The 20,025-nt window shown below is 43.2% G+C and carries 2 protein-coding genes; both read right to left on the reverse strand.

The features are described from left to right. Positions 1-305: 305 nt before the first annotated feature. Positions 306-19,799, reverse strand: a complete 19,494-nt coding sequence (locus IPJ53_17115) for an HYR domain-containing protein (protein ID MBK7800823.1) — start codon at positions 19,797-19,799, stop codon at positions 306-308. Next, complete coding sequence (locus IPJ53_17120; protein MBK7800824.1) at positions 19,796-19,975, reverse strand: hypothetical protein; 180 nt, start codon at positions 19,973-19,975, stop codon at positions 19,796-19,798. Before IPJ53_17120 ends, IPJ53_17115 begins: the two co-directional genes overlap by 4 nt. Between the last annotated feature and the right edge of the window lie 50 nt (positions 19,976-20,025).

The raw sequence follows: 20,025 nt of genomic DNA on the forward strand, positions 1-20,025 counted from the left end.
GAGGGGGAGGAAAAGTGGGGTGGGTTGAAATTACGTAGATACCGTTTCAACTCACCCCTAGCCCCTCTCTTAAAAGAGAGGGGGAAAAGGAGGATTCATACTTTTGACACTCAATCTTTCCCTCTCTTTTAAGAGAGGGTAGGGTGAGTTGAATGCGTCCAGTTATGTCCCGTTTTCTTACTATCCTGAAATATTGGTCAATAAAGTTTTAGGACAATTTACATGTCACCTATTCATTGCTAAAACACAAAGCCCCTCCTCAATCATGAGGAAGGGCTTTGGATTTTATCTACTGAAGAATCAGCTTATCTATTCTGCTTTACGAGCTTCATGGTTTTTGTCCATTGTCCCTGGCGCAGGTGGAGAATATACACTCCATCCGGATAGTTTTCTCCAAACTCAGCTGCATCTGTCTGGTTCTTGTAGAACCTCTTTTCGACCATTTTACCATAGGAGTTAAAGACGGACATTTCAATGTCAGACTTATCGTCGCTGTTGATAAACAGGTTGAAGAAGTAGGATGTAGGGTTCGGGAACACTTTTACGTATCTGGTTGGCTCAACTAACTCAGAAATTCCAAAATTATGATCATCCAGACCACCTTCATGGTCGTGGTCATGGCCATTCCATTGTTCTTCCTGATGTCCTGCGAATGCCGGTGGAGGACCACAAAGGTCATCACACTTACCAATTTTATCTCCTCCGTGGCCTGGAACGTGAGTAGGCACGCTGGCAATGGTTACCGGAGTGGTTACGCCTGAATGACAAACATAAATTGAGCCTCCGTTTGATCCCGGAACTTTAACATCCTTCACACAGAAGGTAACTGAACAGGTGGTTGTACAACCATTGCTGTTGGTCACGGTCACTGTGTAGGTAAAGTTACCCGGTACTGTTGGTGCAAAGGTAGGACTCTGACAGTTGGTACAATTGATCAGGTAAGTAGTCGGGCTCCAGCTGTAAGTGAAACCTGAACCTCCGGTAGGATTACAAGTCATCAACACCGTCTGAGGACCATAACCGAGGTAAACGTTGTTTGGAATACCGCCGGTATAGGCGCCCGTTGCCGGAGTAAGCGTGATTGAGCATGTAGGTTTGTAACGGATGGTTACTACCGAAGTACAAGTTTTGGAGTTACCCGAAGCATCTGTGGCTGTTAAGACCACATTGTTGTTGATCGGATCTGCACATGTGAACACTGACTTATTAATACTGAGTGTAGGCGATCCACAATTGTCTGTTGCGGTAAGCCTAACTTGAATCGGAGTGATCGTTTTCGTTCCACCAACCAAATCAACCGTAATGTTTTTGCAGGTCACATTTGGCTTAATGGTATCCAATATAGTAACTACTGCAGTATTCATACCCATGTTATTCGCAGCGTCTTTTGCGGTCAATGTAACCGTATTAGGCCCAATGTTGCTGCAGTTAAAGCTGGTCTTTGATAAGGTCAGACTGGTGATTGCACAATTGTCGTAGCTGCCATTGTTCACATTGGCAGTCAACAAGGTTGCAGTACCCAAAGCATTCAGATACAACGTTACAGGTTTGGTAATCACAGTAGGCTTGGTGGTGTCATTCACCGTTACAGTAAATGTACAAGTTGCTGAATTACCACAACCATCTGTAGCTGTCATGGTCACAGTAGTAGTGCCTACATTGAAGAAGGTGCCGGAGTTTTTACTGTAGGTAATGACCGGCATTCCTGAACAATTATCTGTTGCTGAACCACTGAAAGTAACCGTTGCTCCGCAAACACCGGTTGCATTTGGCTGCGTAATGTTGGCAGGGCAGGTTGGTGTCGGATTGATGTTGTCGTCCACGGTAATGATCTGGTTACATGAGCTTTCGTTTCCGCAAGCATCTTTGAAATACCAGGTCCTTGTTACCGTCATCGGGCAAGTGCCAACCGCAACGTCTTTGTATTCCACTGTTACAATTCCGCAAGTATCCGAAACATTACCCCAGTTTGGAGAAGATTCAAACACTGCTTCGGTGGATGCAGTCCTTACTGCTGAATAAGGAGGATCTGTGATATCGGCTGTGGTGCATCCGGAGATGTCTCGAGCCTCCGCACAATCTTCAATATCCGGTGCAGTTACATCCAGTACATTGATGATTTGATTACAAGTAGTAGAATTACCACACACATCGCTTACTGTCCAGGTTCTGGTCACCACAATTGGGCAAGTCCCGGAAGCCACATCCTTATAAGTTACTGCATTGATGCCACAGACATCAGTTGCAGCTCCCTGGTTGGTTGCATTGGAGAACACTGCATAACTGGATACTTTGGTAGTGGCAGAGTAGACAGGTCCTGTAATGTCTGCTGTGCTGCAACCATTGATGTTGCGCGTCACAGGACAAACTGAAATAGATGGAGCCTGAGTATCGTCCACTGAAATCGTCTGGTTGCAAGTACTGCTGTTGCCGCAAGCATCTGTCAATCTCCAGGTACGTGTTACCACCACCGGACATTCGCCACTGGCCGCATCTTTGTATTCTACTGTTACAATTCCACATGCATCTGTTGCCGCTCCGTTATTTGGTGCAGATGAATAAACACTGTACGTGCTGGCTGCCCATGTCATGGAGAATGGTGGATTGTCAATTGATCCTAATCCACAACCTTCAATAGTACGTGTTGCAGGACAAACTGTAATCGTCGGTGCCTGCGTATCGTCTACATTGATGGTTTGTATACAAGTCGTTTGGTTACCACATGCATCTGTGATCTTCCAGGTACGGGTTACTACTATTGGACAAGTTCCGGATTTGCTGTCCTGATATTTAACAGTAGCGATTCCGCAAATATCAGATGCATCTCCCTGATTGGTTCCATTTTCGAACTCTGCTTCTGAAGAGTTGGCTTCTGTTGCTGAGTAGGCAGGACCGGAGATGGCTCCTGTATTGCAACCCTCAATATTGCGGGTTACGGCACATGCATTGATGACCGGATTTTGAGTATCGTCCACGGTAATCGTCTGTACACATACATCGGAGTTACCTGCTGCATCACTGATGGTCCAGGTTCTGGTCACTGTGATCGGACAAGTACCGGAAGCAACATCCTGATACTGTACCAGGGTAATGCCGCAATTCTCGATGGCATCGCCATTGTTTGGCGCGCCGGAGAATATGGCATAAGTAGTCGTCGCAAGCGTTGCACTGTAAGCAGGGCTTGTTATGGCACCTGTATTGCAACCCTCAATGGCACGGGTCTCAGGACAATTGAGGATGATTGGATCTTCTATGTCATTAACCGTTATGGTGAAGCTGCAAGAAGCGGTATTTCCACTGGCATCTGTTACTTCAAAAGTGTTGGTTGTTACGCCAACAGGGAAGTAAGTGCCACTTGGTTGACCTGCAGTCTGCACTGTGTTTGGATTAGGACAGTTGTCCGTTCCTACAGGTGCGGTGTAAGTCACCAAAGCAGAACAGATACCCGGGTCACTGTCTTCTACAATATTAGCAGGGCAAGTGATCTGAGGATCCTCCGTATCATTTACAGTTACTGTAAAGCTGCAGGTTGCGGTATTGCCACTTGCATCGGTGACTTTAAACGTATTCGTAGTCACCCCGACAGGGAATGCAGAACCGCTACCTAAACCGGATGTCTGAACGGTATTTTGTCCAGGACAATTATCGGAACCAGTAGGTGGTGTGTAATTCACTTCGGCAGAGCAGTATCCTGCATCATTGCTTACTACTACATTCGCTGGACAAGTTATCTGAGGTAATTCGTTATCGTTCACGGTTACCGTAAAGCTGCAGGTAGCAGTATTGCCCATAGCATCTGTAACTTTGAAAGTATTCGTTGTGACGCCTTTAGGGAATATTGCACCACTTGCCAATCCGGTAGTCTGAATGGTATTTGCTCCAGGACAATTATCTGTTCCGGTTGGGGCAGTATAATTAACCACAGCAGTACACAATCCAGGGGTAGTATTGGTAATGATATTGGCAGGGCAGGTGATCTGCGGTAATTCATTATCATTCACAGTTACCGTAAAGCTGCAGACCATCATATTTCCGGTTGCATCCGTCACTTTAAATGTGTTGGTTGTCGTTCCTTTAGGGAATGCAGCGCCACTGGCTAAACCAGCTGTCTGAATGGTATTTGCACCAGGACAGTTGTCTGTGCCTACAGGTGTAGCGTAATTCACTACTGCGGTACACAATCCTGCATCCGTGGATACTGTGATGTTATTTGGACAACTGATTTGCGGCAATTCGGTATCGTTGACAGTTACCGTAAAGCTACAAGTCATGGTATTGCCAGCCGCATCTGTTACCTTGAAGGTATTCGTAGTAGTTCCAACAGGGAAGTAAGAACCACTCGCCAAACCTGCAGTCTGGATGGTATTTGTGCCAGGACAGTTGTCCGTTCCAACAGGTGCGGTGTAAGTCACCAATGCAGAACACAAGCCTGGATCGTTACTCACCACAATATTGGTTGGGCAAGTGATCTGAGGAGCTTCTGAATCGTTCACCGTAACCGTAAAGCTACAAGTGGTGATATTTCCTTCGGCATCTTCTACCTGGAAGGTATTGGTCGTCACGCCTACAGGGAAAGCAGCGCCACTTGGCAAGCCAGCAGTCTGGGTGGTATTGGCACCCGGACAATTATCGGTTCCAACTGGTGTGGTATATGTTACCACTTTAGAACATAGACCCGGTGTATTGGTAGTTACGATGTTGGCAGGGCAGGTAATCTGCGGAGCTTCCTCATCATTTACTGTGATCGTAAAGCTGCATGTTGCTGTATTCGAAGCTCCATCCGTCACTTTGAAAGTATTGACTGTCACGCCAACAGGGAAGGAAGAACCACTTGGAAGCCCAGCCGTCTGAACGGTATTCGCACCAGGGCAGTTATCTGTACCAACAGGTGCGGTATAATTTACAATGGCAGAACAGTTTCCATTGTCGTTAGCCACTATGATGTTGCCAGGACAAACAATCTGAGGGACTTCAGTATCGGTCACCGTAACGGTAAAGCTACAGGTAGCCATGTTTCCACTGGCATCCGTTACCTTAAATGTATTGGTGGTTACACCAACAGGGAAGTAAGATGCACTGGCAAGACCTGCTGTCTGAATGGTATTGGCTCCAGGACAATTATCGGTTCCGATTGGTGCAGTATAATTTACCAATGCAGAACATAAGCCCGGATCGTTGTTTTTCACAATATTGGCAGGGCAAGTGATCTGAGGTCCCTGTGCATCTGTAACTGTGACCGTAAAACTACAAGTTGCTGTATTTCCTGCGGCATCAGTAACCTTAAAGGTATTGGTGGTCACCCCAACCGGGAAGGTAGCTCCACTGGCAAGACCGGCTGTTTGAACGGTATTTGGTCCAGGGCAGTTGTCTGTACCCACTGGAGCGTTATATGTCACCACTGCAGAGCAGAGATTCGCATCGTTAGGCACGGAAATATTCGAAGGACATGAGATCGCAGGTAACTCGGTATCGTTCACAGTAACTGTGAAACTACAAGTTGCTGTGTTGCCCATGGCGTCGGTTACTTTGAAAGTGTTGGTTGTAACACCTACAGGGAAGCTTGCGCCACTGGCAAGACCCGCTGTCTGAATGGTATTGGCTCCAGCGCAATTGTCTGTACCTACAGGTGCAGTATAATTAACAACAGCGGCACACTGACCGACTGTGTTTGACACTACAATATTTGCAGGACAAGTAATCTGAGGTAACTCATTATCATTAACGGTTACGGTAAAGCTGCAAGAAGCTTTCACGCCGCCTGCATCCGTTGCTTCATAAGTAACATTTGTAGTTCCTTTAGGGAATGCAGCACCACTGGCAAGACCGGCAATTCGTGCGGTTGTAACGCCAGGGCAATTATCTGTACCCACAGGAGTGGTATAATTCACCACAGCTGTACAAAGTCCGGCATCGGTAGAAACTGTGATGTTATTCGGACAAGTGATTTGTGGTGCTTCTGTATCATTTACGGTCACCGTAAAGCTACAAGTAGCAGTTAATCCACCGGCGTCAGTCACTTTGAAAGTATTGGTGGTCACTCCCACAGGGAAGTAAGAACCACTGGCCTGTCCTGCAGTCTGGATGGAATTGGCACCCGGACAGTTGTCTGTTCCGGTTGGTGCAGTATAAGTTACCAATGCAGAACACAAGCCCGGATCGTTGCTCTTCACAATTGGTGAAGGACAAGTGATCTGAGGTGCCTGGGCATCTGTAACCGTCACCGTAAAGCTACAAGTTGCCGTATTTCCTGAGGCGTCTGTAACCTTGAAGGTATTGGTTGTCACTCCCACAGGGAAGGTGGCTCCACTGGCAAGACCTGCTGTTTGAACTGTATTTGGAGCAGGACAGTTGTCTGTTCCTACAGGAGCTGTATAAGTCACCACTGCAGAGCAGAGATTGTTATCATTTGGTACTGAGATATTAGACGGACAAGAGATTGCCGGTAATTCCGTATCGTTCACCGTAACGGTGAAGCTACAAGTTGCCATAGCTCCAGGTACATCTGTTACTTTGTACACAATGGTGGATACACCTACCGGGAAGCTAGATCCACTGGCAAGGCCAGATTGCTTCACGGTTACTGAGCCCGGACAATTGTCTGTACCTACTGGTGCAGTATAATTGACCACTGCGGAACACATTCCGGCATCATTGGATGCAGTTATGTTTGCAGGGCAAGTAATCTGTGGCGCTTCTGTATCGATAATGGTTACTGTAAAGCTACAAGTGGTCATTAATCCACCTGCGTCCGTTGCTTTGTAAGTAACAAGTGTAGGAACTCCTACCGAGAAGAAGGAACCATTTGCATTCGGTGGTGTAGTGGTAAGCATTACGCCCGGACAGTTGTCAGAGGCGGTAGGCTCATTCCAAGACACGGTTCGACCGCATAGGCCAGGATCATTACCCAATGGTCCAATGTTTGTAGGACAATTGCTGATGATCGGTGGCTGGTTGTCTACTATGGTCACGGTGAAGGAGCAAGTAGTAGAATTGCCGTTAATATCTGTAGCGGTATAAGTTACAGTTGTAACCCCGACCGGGAACAGTGCTAGCGCAGTTGGTGGAATGTTTATGATGTTCACTGATGGATTACTTGGAGAGACTGTCAATGAAGCAATGCCACAATTATCTAATGGAGTTGGAATTGTCCAACTATGCGTTTGCTCGCAAGAACCTGTTACTGCATTTAAAGTTACATTTCCTGGACAAGTAATCGATGGTGGCGTATTATCTTCAAGTAACACATTAAAGTTACATGTAGCCGTATTGTTACTCATATCAGTGACTGTAAGTGTTACAATTACAGTCTGTTCACCTGTATACATTGTTCCAATAGCTGGCGACTGTGTAACAACATACATTGGACAATTGTCATTGGCCGTCGCAAGTCCAATGTAATCTGCTAACAATGTTTTACAATTAGCATCAAGATATTGTGTTTGGGTAGTTGGACAACTGATTGTAGGATTTTCATTGTCATTTACTGTAATTGTGAATGTACAGGTCGCCGTATTGTTGCTCATGTCTGTAACTGTCCACATCACCGTTGTAACTCCTTTTGGAAAATCACTTCCGGCTAGACTACTGGTCATGTCATAGTTATTGACAATACTTGCCATTGGACAATTGTCATTAAATGATGTTGGATCAAATTCTGTTCCTACTGCTGTATAATTACATTCTCCTAAATCTGTATTCTTTGTCTGATTTACCGGACATGTAATAACAGGTAAAATTGAATCATTCACAATCACCGTAAAGCTACAAGTACCCGTATTAGGTACAGCATCAGTTGCAGTCCAGGTAACTACTGTGGTACCTTTAAGGTAATCACCACTTGCGTTGCCGGTATTGTTGAAATTATTTAGGTTAGAAATGATTCCGCAATTGTCTATGGTAGCAACATCAAAAATCAAAGCAGTTTTACACATACCCGGATCGGTGTTCACCGTAATTGAATTGTTAGGTCCAAATGGTGTTCTGATCCAGTCGACATTCTCCATGTTAACGAGGGTTCCGTTTTGTGCAGATCCTGCAATGTCTTTCGCTACGGTTCCTGTTCCTTCCTCTAAGTTATAATAGGCAACCAATCCAGGCTCTGTTCCTAATAATGAAGTGCCGAGATAAGTCTTAATTTGTGCAGCAGTAAGTGCCTGGTTGAATACACCCACTTCATCCATTTTACCATTGAAGTAATCAATGTTGGATGAAGTCTTAAATGCCATGGTCAGAGGGCTACCATTGTTCACAATATTTCCGGAAATGGTTCCTGTGGAGGTTCCCATCAAAACACCATTTACATATACATTGACTTTAGATCCGGTGTAAACTCCGGCGACATGAATCCATTTGTTGGTAGGTAATAAATTCGATCCACCTGAACCTACGGTTCCTGCAGAATACCAACCATTACTGTTTGTTGCAACCACAAAGTGGAAACTTCCGTTGGCGCCAATGATCAAGCGATAAGCATTTTCCTTGGCAATAGGTGCGTAATTCTGAACCGGAAGGGCATCTATTTTCATCCATCCCATTACAGTAAGTGCGCCCATTCCTTCCAGAACTGCATTGTCTGCTACGGTAACATATTCGTTTGTTCCGTCAAAATCAAGGCCCTTACCAATTTTACAGAAAACCTGTGGATTTTCACCATCGTTCACTGTAACCATGATGGTACAAGATGATGAATTACCACAAGCATCGGTAGCAGTCCATATAATGGTGGTGGTACCTGTAGGTAAAGTGTCGTTTGCTAAAGTATTGGTAAGATTGAAGTTATTGGTAATGGTCACAGCACCTCCACACAAATCAGAAGCAGTTGCGTTGAACTCAGTACCACTTACTATATAGCCGCAATAGCCTAAAGTAGTTCCTCTAGTAAACGGACTTCCACTGGCGCAAGTTATGGCAGGTGGTGTCTGGTCGCTACCGGTATTGGAATAAGTTCTGTTGGTTAATGCATTGTTACATTCATCTAAAACACTAAAAGTATAAGTTACGGTCCAGTTGCAATCTGTTCCTGTAACGACAGTGTTTGTCAGAGTTGCTGTTACCGGGCCAGAACAATTATCGGTATATCCTAATTTCGCATTGGTTGCATTGAAAGGTGCCGCAGTTGCAGCATTAGCTTTACATGCATTTGTTCCTGAAAATCCGGCGTAAGGAGTACCTGTCAATGTTGGGGCGGTCTGGTCGCTTCCGGTGTTTGAATAGGTACGACCAGTTAATTCGTTACCGCACACATCCTTTACGGTAAAAGTATAAGTTACTGTCCAGCCGCAATCTGTTCCAGTTACATTGGTATTGGTCAGTGTGGCTGTTAAAGCACCCGTACAATTATCTGTGTATCCTAATATTGCATTGCTTGCGCTGAATGGAGCTGCAGTGGCTGCATCTGCTTTACATGCATTAGTTCCTGTAGTTCCGGCATAAGGGGTACCTGTCAAGCTTGGTGCCGTAACATCATTTACAGTAACCACTTGTGTACAAGTTGCCGTATTCCCGGTAGCGTCTGTTGCTTTCCAAGTTCTGGTCAGCGTAAATCTGTGATCGCATGTTTGATTGGTGACCACTTCTGTTACGGTAACAACAACTCCCGGGCAATTATCTGTAGCAATAGCAGGGCCTCCTGTGTTGGCAATAGTAGCGTCTGCTGCGCATGAAACAGTAACGTCATCCGGACAATCTGTAATTACAGGATTCTGATTGTCGTTAACGGTAACTGTGAAGCTACAAGTGGCCATGTTCATACTGCCATCTGTAACTTTGAATGTATTGGTTGTCAATCCCACAGGGAATGCTGCTCCACTGGCTAAACCTGCAGTCTGTGTAGTCATTGGACTTGGGCAATTATCCGTGCCTACCGGTGTGGTGTAAGTAACAACGGCGGAACATAGACCTGCATCTGCATTGACTACTATATTAGAAGGGCAAGTGATCTGAGGCAACTCGTTGTCGTTGACCGTTACAGAGAAGAGGCACAATTTTGTGTTGCCACTTACATCTGTTGCAGTGTAAGTCATATTGGTTGTACCCTTAGGGAAGATTGATCCCGGAGGTAAGTTTGGTGATAAGGAAAGACTGACTCCCGGACAGTTGTCGGAAGCTGTTGGTGCCACCCAAGTTACTAATGCAGTGCAAAGACCAGGGTCGGTACTTTTTACGATGCTGTTCGGACAACCGGTGATTATTGGCAATTCATTGTCAATCACCACCACATTAAACATACAAGTGGACTTGTTTCCACAAGCATCAGTTGCCTCGAATTTTTGAAGGGTAGTTCCAACCGGGAAGAAATCTCCTGACATGTATCCTGAGCCATCTACTTTAACAATTGTCGGAATTCCAGAGCAATTATCCGTAGCAGTTGGGGCAGCGTAAGTAACTGATCTTCCACACAATCCTGGAGCCACATTGACCGTAATTGTGGTAGGGCAAGAAGTGAAGGTTGGAGGGGTTTGATCACTTCCGGTATTTGAATATGTTTGTCCGGACAAAGTATTACCACATCCATCTTTAATATCAAAAGTATAGGTAACAGTCCAATTGCAATCTGTACCAGTAATATTGGTATTTGTAAGTGTAGCCGTTACAGGGCCCATACAATTGTCTGAATAACCTTGAATAGCATTGGTCGCATTAAATGGTGCAACGGTGGCTGCATTTGCCTTACATCCATTATTGCCTGTTGTTCCAGGGTAAGGTGTACCTGTTAAAGTAGGAGCCACTAAATCCTGAATGGTTATCGCCTGTGTAGCTGTACTAGAATAAGAACATCCATCTGTTATTGTAAAGGTTCTATTCACCACTTGTGGACATGTTCCATTGAGCACGTCTATGTATGAGAAACTAAGACCAGGTGAGACGTCGGTAGCAGATCCCCCTTCAGCGAAATACTGAGATTCGGATATTGCAGAGGTGGTTGTAGAGTAAGGCAGATTGACGCCCAATGTCCTAAAATTATCCCAATAAATATCATAGGTCACACCCGGAGAGGCAGTATTATGCCCCTGGAGAATGACATTACCAATATAAGTTGAGGCAAATGCAGGTGTGTTTAAAACCAAATTTCCTACTTTATAGACAAATTGATTCCCTACTAGTCTGACCACTAAAGTTTGCCAAGTATCATAGGCAAAACCTGCAGGTAAACCCATATCAACCCAACCAGTATTATTGTCCCAACCTCTAAATCGTGGCACACCTCCATCGGAGGTAAATTCAATAATTGGATAAGCCACTACAACATTAAGATTATTGAAAGCACTTCCCCACATACCCGCCATACGACGTCCAGTGGTAGCCCATGAAGAAGGTATAAATAAATCCATGGAGAAACTTAAAGCATTACCTATATCATATTTTCTGCCCTGGGTATTGTAAAATGCGCTCTGGTAAGCTGGTGGCCTACAAGTCTCACAATCTGATGCATCTATTTGTTGTTTGATTCTGTCACCACCCATAAAATTACTGACTGCAAAACCAAAAGGTGGATAGCGATCAGGGTAATAAGTTTGTGGAGCCTGTGCAGGTCCCACATTTATTTGCTTAGCTTGAGGCAGCACCGCAGTACTACATCCATTAATAGTTACATCGGCGGGATCAATTACAGTTGGGGCAACCCCGTCAACAGTAATTAACTGGCTTTTAACCATTGGACATCCCGGAATGGTTACAGTTACTGTATAAGTTGTATTGCTTACAGGCGAAACTGTGATACTTGGTGTAGTAGCACCTCCCGGAGACCACAAATACGCTGTTGCTCCAGCTGTGGTTGCATCCAATGTAACATTGTCTCCTGAGCAGATGATAGCATCATTTGGATAAGTACCACTTGTTTCAGTTACAACAATGGTAGCGGTAGGTGATACCAGTATACCTGTACCACCTAAAAGTGGTGGAACATTATTAAAGAACTGACAAAATATAACTTTTGTAGTAATATTTGCACCAGTGCCAGGCCCAACAGGACCAGGACCACTCGCTGCATTCCAATAATTCTTAGTTGCATCTACATCCGTAGGACTTAAATTCTCTACACCGTAAGTAGTTCCAGAGAACCAGTTGTTGTCAGTAGCTGTAACAGAACCTGCATTCGCTGCTAGTTGAAGGTCTTTACCGTTTGGTAATAGAGTTTCAAAAAACTTATTTGTTTTGACAGTACCGGTACCGCTGTTGATAAAACGTACTCCAATGCCGTTGTCATATATATGGTTGTTTTCTATTAATGCGGAACCTCCGTCGACGTCAATTCCGATGGTATTGCCATTAATGGATAGAGGGTTATTTTTAACTGTAGCAGATGCATCTGGTCCTAAAACCAAAATACCTACAGGACTGCCAGAAACATTAGTATTCCCTTTTATTTCTGCAAAAACTGTTGCACCATTTGTATTCAAAGGATTGTCGTGTACTCTTATCCCTGCAATAGTAGCACCTGTAACAATAACACCATCAATAGTGGCAAAAGTAGGGTCAGCATTTGAAGTATATCCTTCGTAGTTGTTTACATTTATTCCAATTTTTGTATTTGTAATGTTACCTCCAGATATGGTTGGAGCAACTTGACAGTTCCAAACATTAATTCCTTCAACCACTGACCTTGTAGATCCTGTACCATTTATAATATTATTTGTGATGAATGAAGCAGTATTCTGTAATGACCCTAATAAAATACCCCTCCATCCAGTTTCGTTTGTGTTATCAAGAGTCGTTAAAGTATTAGTAGATAAGGTGAAAGGGGAAGCAGAACTGTAATGCAAATTATGAAAAACACCGACTCTCCTTGATTGAATCGTGTTGTTAGAAATACTTTGATAAGTGTTTGCTCCTGGGTTAGCCTGCGAGAAATTTCCAGTTTGAATTCCTAATCTAACATTGGTCATGCAGTTGTTGGTAACCGCTGCATACTGATTGTTGTATAGCAATACTCCGCCTCCCCAAAAATTTATACCAGAACCTGCATCATAAGTTCCAAGATTCTGAATTTTATTATTGGTTATTGTGTGACCAGTAGAAGGCACGCCTGCAGGGTAATCATAAAGTGTTAAACCAAAATATGAGAGGTTTTGGATAATGTTGTTGCTGGCTGTTAAATTGTTTATGCCGGTCTCATATACGGTTATACCTTCTGCTGCATCTATGTCTGCCCCATTGGTGCTGGAAAATCCACTTGTAATTGCTGTATTATCTCCATCAATGGTGAAACCTTTAATGGTTACATTAGAAGCCGCGACATGGAATATTTCACCCGAAGATATTGCTGCTGTGGCAGGAACTACAATCGCCTCGGCAACTCTTGGTGTGGCAGAACAAGGGTCAATATTGGCATTAGGTCCAAGTATGGTAAGTTGTTTGTTTACAACTATATTTTCCACATAGGTACCTGCTCCTACACTTAAAGTGTGCCCGTTTAAAGTTTGAGGATCGTCGATAGCAGATTGTATGTCGCAGAAAGTTTCCGAAGTGTTGGTGTTGGTTACCAAATTATTATTGGCACATTGACAAGACCCTGCGGGCTGGAATCCTACATTCCCGCTTGCATCCACCCCGGTGCTAAGCACTGTTCCCAATAAGATGTCGCCGCTTGCGCCTTCTACAAATGTATTTAGGATGATACCTAAATCGGTAGTTCCATGCCAATTACAAACAACATTAATATCGCTGGTAATTCTGCTTATTACTGCTTTATGAGCAAATGCAAAAGAAAGATCATTGCCTTCTATAACAACGTTTGATGGTGTTGCATTTACTTTTCCAATTTCCCCAATTCGTATACCGTTTCTAGGGCCGGTTATTTTGTTGTTTTTAATAGTGACATTACTTAGAGATGCAGGGATTGTATTGTACGAAGGGGCATCGTCTCTTGCTTTAATGGTAATTGCAGCAGGATTTTGAAGATCACCTGCTGTTCCAGTAAAGCCAGAATTAGTAATGTCACAATTTTGAATGGTTATATTGGAATAACTTCCATATTTTAAATTAATATCGACACCATTATTAAAACCATATGCTGGATTGGTACCGTTATTATCCATCGTAAGATTTTCAAGGATAGCATTACTTAATTTTTCGAAATACAAGCCTTTTTCAAAATTATTACTGATTGTACTGTTTTTAATGTTAATATTATCAAAAGCAACAGGTGTTGTTGCTTGTGCAATATTAAAGCCCTGCGTATTACCAGTAACTGTGCATCCATCCATAACAAAACCATTCACTGCATTAGCAGTACCTCCACGAACACCAACAGTAGCACCTAAATAAGTGGTACGTTGAATGTCGGTATTTATAATGTCAACACTCGAGTTGTTTCCTCCAAGATTAACCCCATAACGACAATAATCAACTAAGGCAATATTATTAAGAGTTGGATTACCAACTCCATTCAAGAGAACTGCATCTTGATAATTAGTGACATAAATATTTTGCAAGGTCACATTAGAAGCTGATACCGTGAAACCTACACCAGTACATGAGGAGGAAGGTGTTAAAACAGTATTGGTTGCAGGGTTGCTGCCTTTTCCAGCTCCAATAATAGTAAGCTCTTTTGTTACCGTCACATTTTCATTGAAAGTTCCGGCACTAACCATTAGTGTATGACCATTGAGCGTCTGTGGATCATCAATAGCTGCCTGGATGGTGCAGAATTTTTCCAATGTGGTAGTATTCATTACTCCGGCACATTTTGTCAAAACAACATCATTTCCATCTCCACCGGCATAATTAATATCAAAAGTATAACCACTTACTGTTATTACATTTCCTTGCGCAAACTGACCAGAAACTGCATCTGCCAAATCATTGTCAATTATTTTTAATTGATTTCCATTTGCAGGTATATAACCTAAAATTAAATTCAAAGTGGCTCCACCTAAAGTAACCGTTCCATTTACAATGAACTGATCATATAAAGTACAAGCGGTGGTTCCATCCGCCTCAATATCCAAAATATCTCCACTATTCAGAACCAAATTACCTGTAATCGTAACGCAAGATGGGCTTGAACCCGGTGCAAGAGTAACCGTCTTACCAGTTGCATCTGCGCCGCCGGTGTAGGCGGTAGCACCGCCTTCTATGTTCACTCTACCTGCACTGCCCAGAGCGTTAATGCCCCGCTGGATGGATGGGGTTGTTGTAGACGGGTTTGAGAAACTAGTTTGGGTAACTGAAGTGGTGTTCGCCTTTACCGACACATAACCAAGATCGGAATCGTCGATATCGTGCAGGATTTTATTTTCAATTGCGTACAACTGAGCCACCGTTGCGGCAGCACCAGTAATACCTTCAAAAGTCGCTGTGGTGCCGTTAAGATCTCGATTGTACTCTAGCATCTCAACATAACTGCCAGATTGTCCGCTAAATGCTACGTTGTTCAAGGTGGCTCCGGTGAGCGCATCGTAGGGTGTGAAGCCGACTGTTGCAGGGTCCGGATAATCCAACTGAATACCTTTAGCGCCGTTGGAGAGGGTTACTCCTGCACCCAGGGTGAGCGCTACGGTGCGTTTGTTAATAAGTGGAGCGGGGTTTGACGTGGTCCAGGTTGCGTCGTCTTTAAGTTTGATGGCGGTGCCACCAGTATTTAAGGTGAAGGATACGCCGCTGATATCGGCATGTGCGCCGACTGCTGCGGTGCCAAAATTGGTGGCAGGATCGGTATCTTTGTTTTTAAGGAAAATCCCGATTGCGACATTGCTTACCGAGCCGCTGGATATTTGGCCATAGTGGTCCACATTGCTGCCGTCTCGGTTATTGTCTACATAATACAACCAATAGCCATGACCTGTTGCTCCAGGTTCCAAAGCAGCACCATTAATAGTGTTATTAGTTGCTTCCCAATACTCCGGTGTTCCAACCAAAGGAAGGTTGGGCTGGTTTAGGAAATTTTGTGGAGCGGAAACGGTAGCGTATATGAAGCCATACCAGGTTGTCCTTGGAGTAATTGGTGGATTGGCATCACCTGGTGCCGCAGGAGCTACTGAAATATTATTATCCTTTAAGTTATATGGAGATGCGTGGAAAAGGTTCGTCCAAATACCCGCAAAGCGTGCTGTAATGGTATTATTTTCAATTACCCTATCGGAAGCATTTCCCATATCCTTTATGCGGAAAGAACTGAATGCAATACCATTTTCTGCGTTCGTCACTGTATTATTCGTTACTTTGGCAAACATGGAGTTACCAAGACGAATGCCGGTTGATCGTACATTTTCAATCTTGTTGTCGTCTATTAAGATACTGTGCGAGAAGAGAGCAGGACCACCTGAAGCAGTATAATTGGTTGTTTGCTCAATACGAATACCATTCTCCAACTTGGTGGAAATATTCTTAGCAATCGTAATACCACTTACCCCATTGGCGTTGATAAATATACCTCGAACAGCATCATTGGACAGCCCGTGAGCGCCGCCCAATCCTACACCACTATTTGGGAGTGACGGATTGTCGCCATCCACTTTGAAGCCTTTGAAATTTACATTGGAAACCGTTATGGTGACAATAGCCCCACTTGCCGTATTTGTAGTCGCAGGCACAATAATGGCCTCTGCCACCCTCATTCCGCTATTAGGCGAGATGGCAGCATTAGGGCCGTTAATGGTTAGGGATTTGTTAACAACAATATTTTCAGCATAAGTGCCAGCACTAACATTTATTGTATGAGAATTTATTGTATTACCATCATTTATTGCTGCTTGGATATTACAGAAGGTCTCGCCATTATTAGTATTTGTAACTAAACCATAATTATTTGAAGAAATTACATTTCTTACATTTACGGTATTTGCACTGAAAATGTTTGTATTATCAATAACATTACCACAAGCGTATGGTGAATTGCCTCGTCCAAAATACATTGGTGATAACACAGGCATAGATCCACTTCCAGTAGAACCATCGCCTGGGTAATTAGAGAAAGGATGTAAACCTCCTTGTTGCTGAATAGCCACATCACAATTATTAACTGTATTTCCTGATACAGTGTGATTGGTTCCTTCAATTACAATTCCAAATCCTTCCTCCCCATTACCAGCGGTTTGACGATAATCTTCTACAGTATTTCCAGACACTGTAACTCCATTTGGAATGTCAACATTATTATAAAAAACAGAGCGTCTGAAAACAGCTATTCCGGCACGATCACGTTGATCAGAATTTAATGTAGTTAATTTTACATTATTGCCGGAAACGGTTACTCCACCTGAAGGATTTTTAATTTCGATCCCAAAACGACCACCACCTGTAATTGTATTATTGTTAATCAAATTTGCTCCAACAGAAAAATTTAAACCGGTTAAACCAATGGCATTATCTCCGCCACCAATGTCAAGAGTGTTTCCTGTAACAGTAACGCCTGATGCGTCGCCATCCTGTAATTCAATACCACAACAAGAGTTGTTTGATACTAAATTATTGGAAATTGTAATATTGGTTTTTAATCCATCCCATAATACAATACCGCGAAGTCCAGGTCCATGATTAATAACACGAGAATTAGTTATCGACACATTATTAATGCCAGTTAAAGCTCCTCCAAAAATGCCATGATTGGATGGATTATTTTGAACCGTTACCCTATGAATGGTAAGATCATTATTTGAGCTTGTAGCAAAAATTGCTGCAGTCGAATTTCCTGAGGTGCCGGTAAAATTTTGTATTCTCATTTCCTTTATGCTCACATTAGTGACTCCTCCATTGATAGCTATACCGCTTCCACTTCCCAATCCCGTTCCATCTAAGATACATGCAGCACTATCTAAACCTTGCAAGGTCAAGCCTTTGTCTATCACTACTCGCTGTGTATAAGTCCCAGATTGCAAGTTTATAATGTTGCCAACCTCTGCATAATTCACTGAATTCTGAATCTGATCAATTTTAGTAATTGGCACCGTAAAATTGTTGACGTATTGAGTATTCGTAACATAAGTAACTTTTCCTTTTTTGGAAGCACTTACTTCTTTATGAGCCATTCTAGCTTCAACATCAAACAATTGAGCATTCGATAGTGCATTAAATGCCACTCCGGATAAGGTTGAAGAAGTAATATCTAATCTAAAAGACACTGCTACATTACTTAAATTGATCATGGTAGATGCAGCATTGTTTATAAAATCATTTGCACCCAAGACATACGAGCCAGTTGTTGGGACATTGCCACCAAAACTGATTTGAGTTCCATTATTATTAATAGTATTACCAGAGACTGTGACATTGTTGTTCATGTCATCGATGTTCATACCAGTACGGCAATTCAAAATAGTATTTCCAGTAACTGAAACTGTGAATGGACCTTGGTCTACATAAATACCATTATTCCAAGACTTGTGTCCACTAAATAATCCTCCAGATGCGTCTCCAAAGATTTTATTATTAGTGATAACTTTGTTACCACCTGCTGTAGTAGTTGCTATAGCACGAATTATTTGTCCTGTATTCGAACCATTTCTTTCAAAAATACAATTCTTCACTGTGTCGATGCCACCACCATCTAATTCAATCTGATTTGCAAAGCCTGGATCGCCATCATTCCTTAAGATGTGTAAACCGTCTAATGTAGTATTACCAGCATTATTTATGTCAATAGAACAATTCAACAATATTGCTTCAGCCACACGTACACCTATCCCTGGGATTCCCACATTAGGACCTCTTAAAGTAATCGGCTTATGAATATTAATATTCTCCGTATAACTTCCAGCATCACACAAAATCACGTCATTTGCCATTGCAGCATCAATGGCTTCTTGAATGGTACCATGGTCTGTCAACTGTGTAAGGTTATGTACCGGCGTCATACCAAAAACTCCAAAAGTTGAGAAGCTGATATATGGTCCTGTATTGGAGGTTTCATAAGGTCCAGTCCCACTCACTGTTGTATTTTGATAAGTCCAAGAGGCACCATTATTTTTGCCAACACTGGCGGGACTGTTTTTTACATTGTTTGGATCGGTGGGAAAGCCAAATTTTAAGTTTACATCGCTGCCACCCATCCCAGCTTCAGTGACGGTCCATTCAAACTCTGCAAAGCGGGGACCATTTGGTGTTGGCGCTGTAAATTCGGATAAATTTGCACGGTCAACTACTGAAGCAGTAAGGTCATCCGTGGTATGAGCCCCCGTAGCACTAACAGTGACAGGAGTATATCCAGCCATTGTACCTATCGGAAATGCCACGGTACCACTAGTCGGCACAGTAAGGGTTAAGCTGCCTGGTGGAGGCGGAGGTGGTGCTGCTAAACTAGCTTTTACCAGTTCATTGTGTGAATAATTTATATGATATTTACCTGGATCCAATGTTCCAGACTTAACATCAAATTCATCTAAAACATAAATATTTCCCAATAACCTAACGGTTTTACCGGGAGCATCCATGACAATGCCCTTCACTATGGAAGTGCCGGAAGTCAATAGACTCACCCCGGACCTGATCGTCAACACCTCTTCCACCACAGCAGGCAATACGATCATCTGACCGTCCACCGCATGATCCAAAACATACTGCAACTGGGCAGCGGCAGGCTTTGGTGAAGCGGCATTGTAGCCATTTGCAAAAGCGAATCCTGTGCTCAACATAAAGGCAAGGATCAAACTAAGTGCATTGAAGTTTTTCAACTGCTTGGAGGGTAGATGTAAATTCATAAAGCTTTGTTTTGTGTAGGGATGAGGATGTGATTTCATTGATTCTGATTTTTCCAGGGTTTCTGGCAGGTGATTATGGTATTTTGAACTTGTAGGCATATTGAAGGGCTGTGCAACTTTTACACAGGGGTAGTCCTCATTATTGAAAATTTTGTGGATGTTCATTGGATTAGGTTTTGTTCAGGACTCGTGCCGAATGTATCTCTGCACACGCAAGTACTGAAATGGTTTGTTGCTCCTGACCCTGAAGTAGGTAGCTGAAGAAATATTGAAATGGATGGTACAAAAGTATGACTGCTTACCGTCGGTGCGTGTTCCTGAAATCTGTACGGATGAAGCATAGAAGTTTTGGTTTTGTAGTTTTCTAAGTAAAATAAAGTTATTAAAGTAT

Origin of the sequence: Candidatus Vicinibacter affinis (assembly GCA_016714365.1) — a bacterium.
GTDB classification, from domain to species: Bacteria; Bacteroidota; Bacteroidia; order Chitinophagales; family Saprospiraceae; genus Vicinibacter; species Vicinibacter affinis.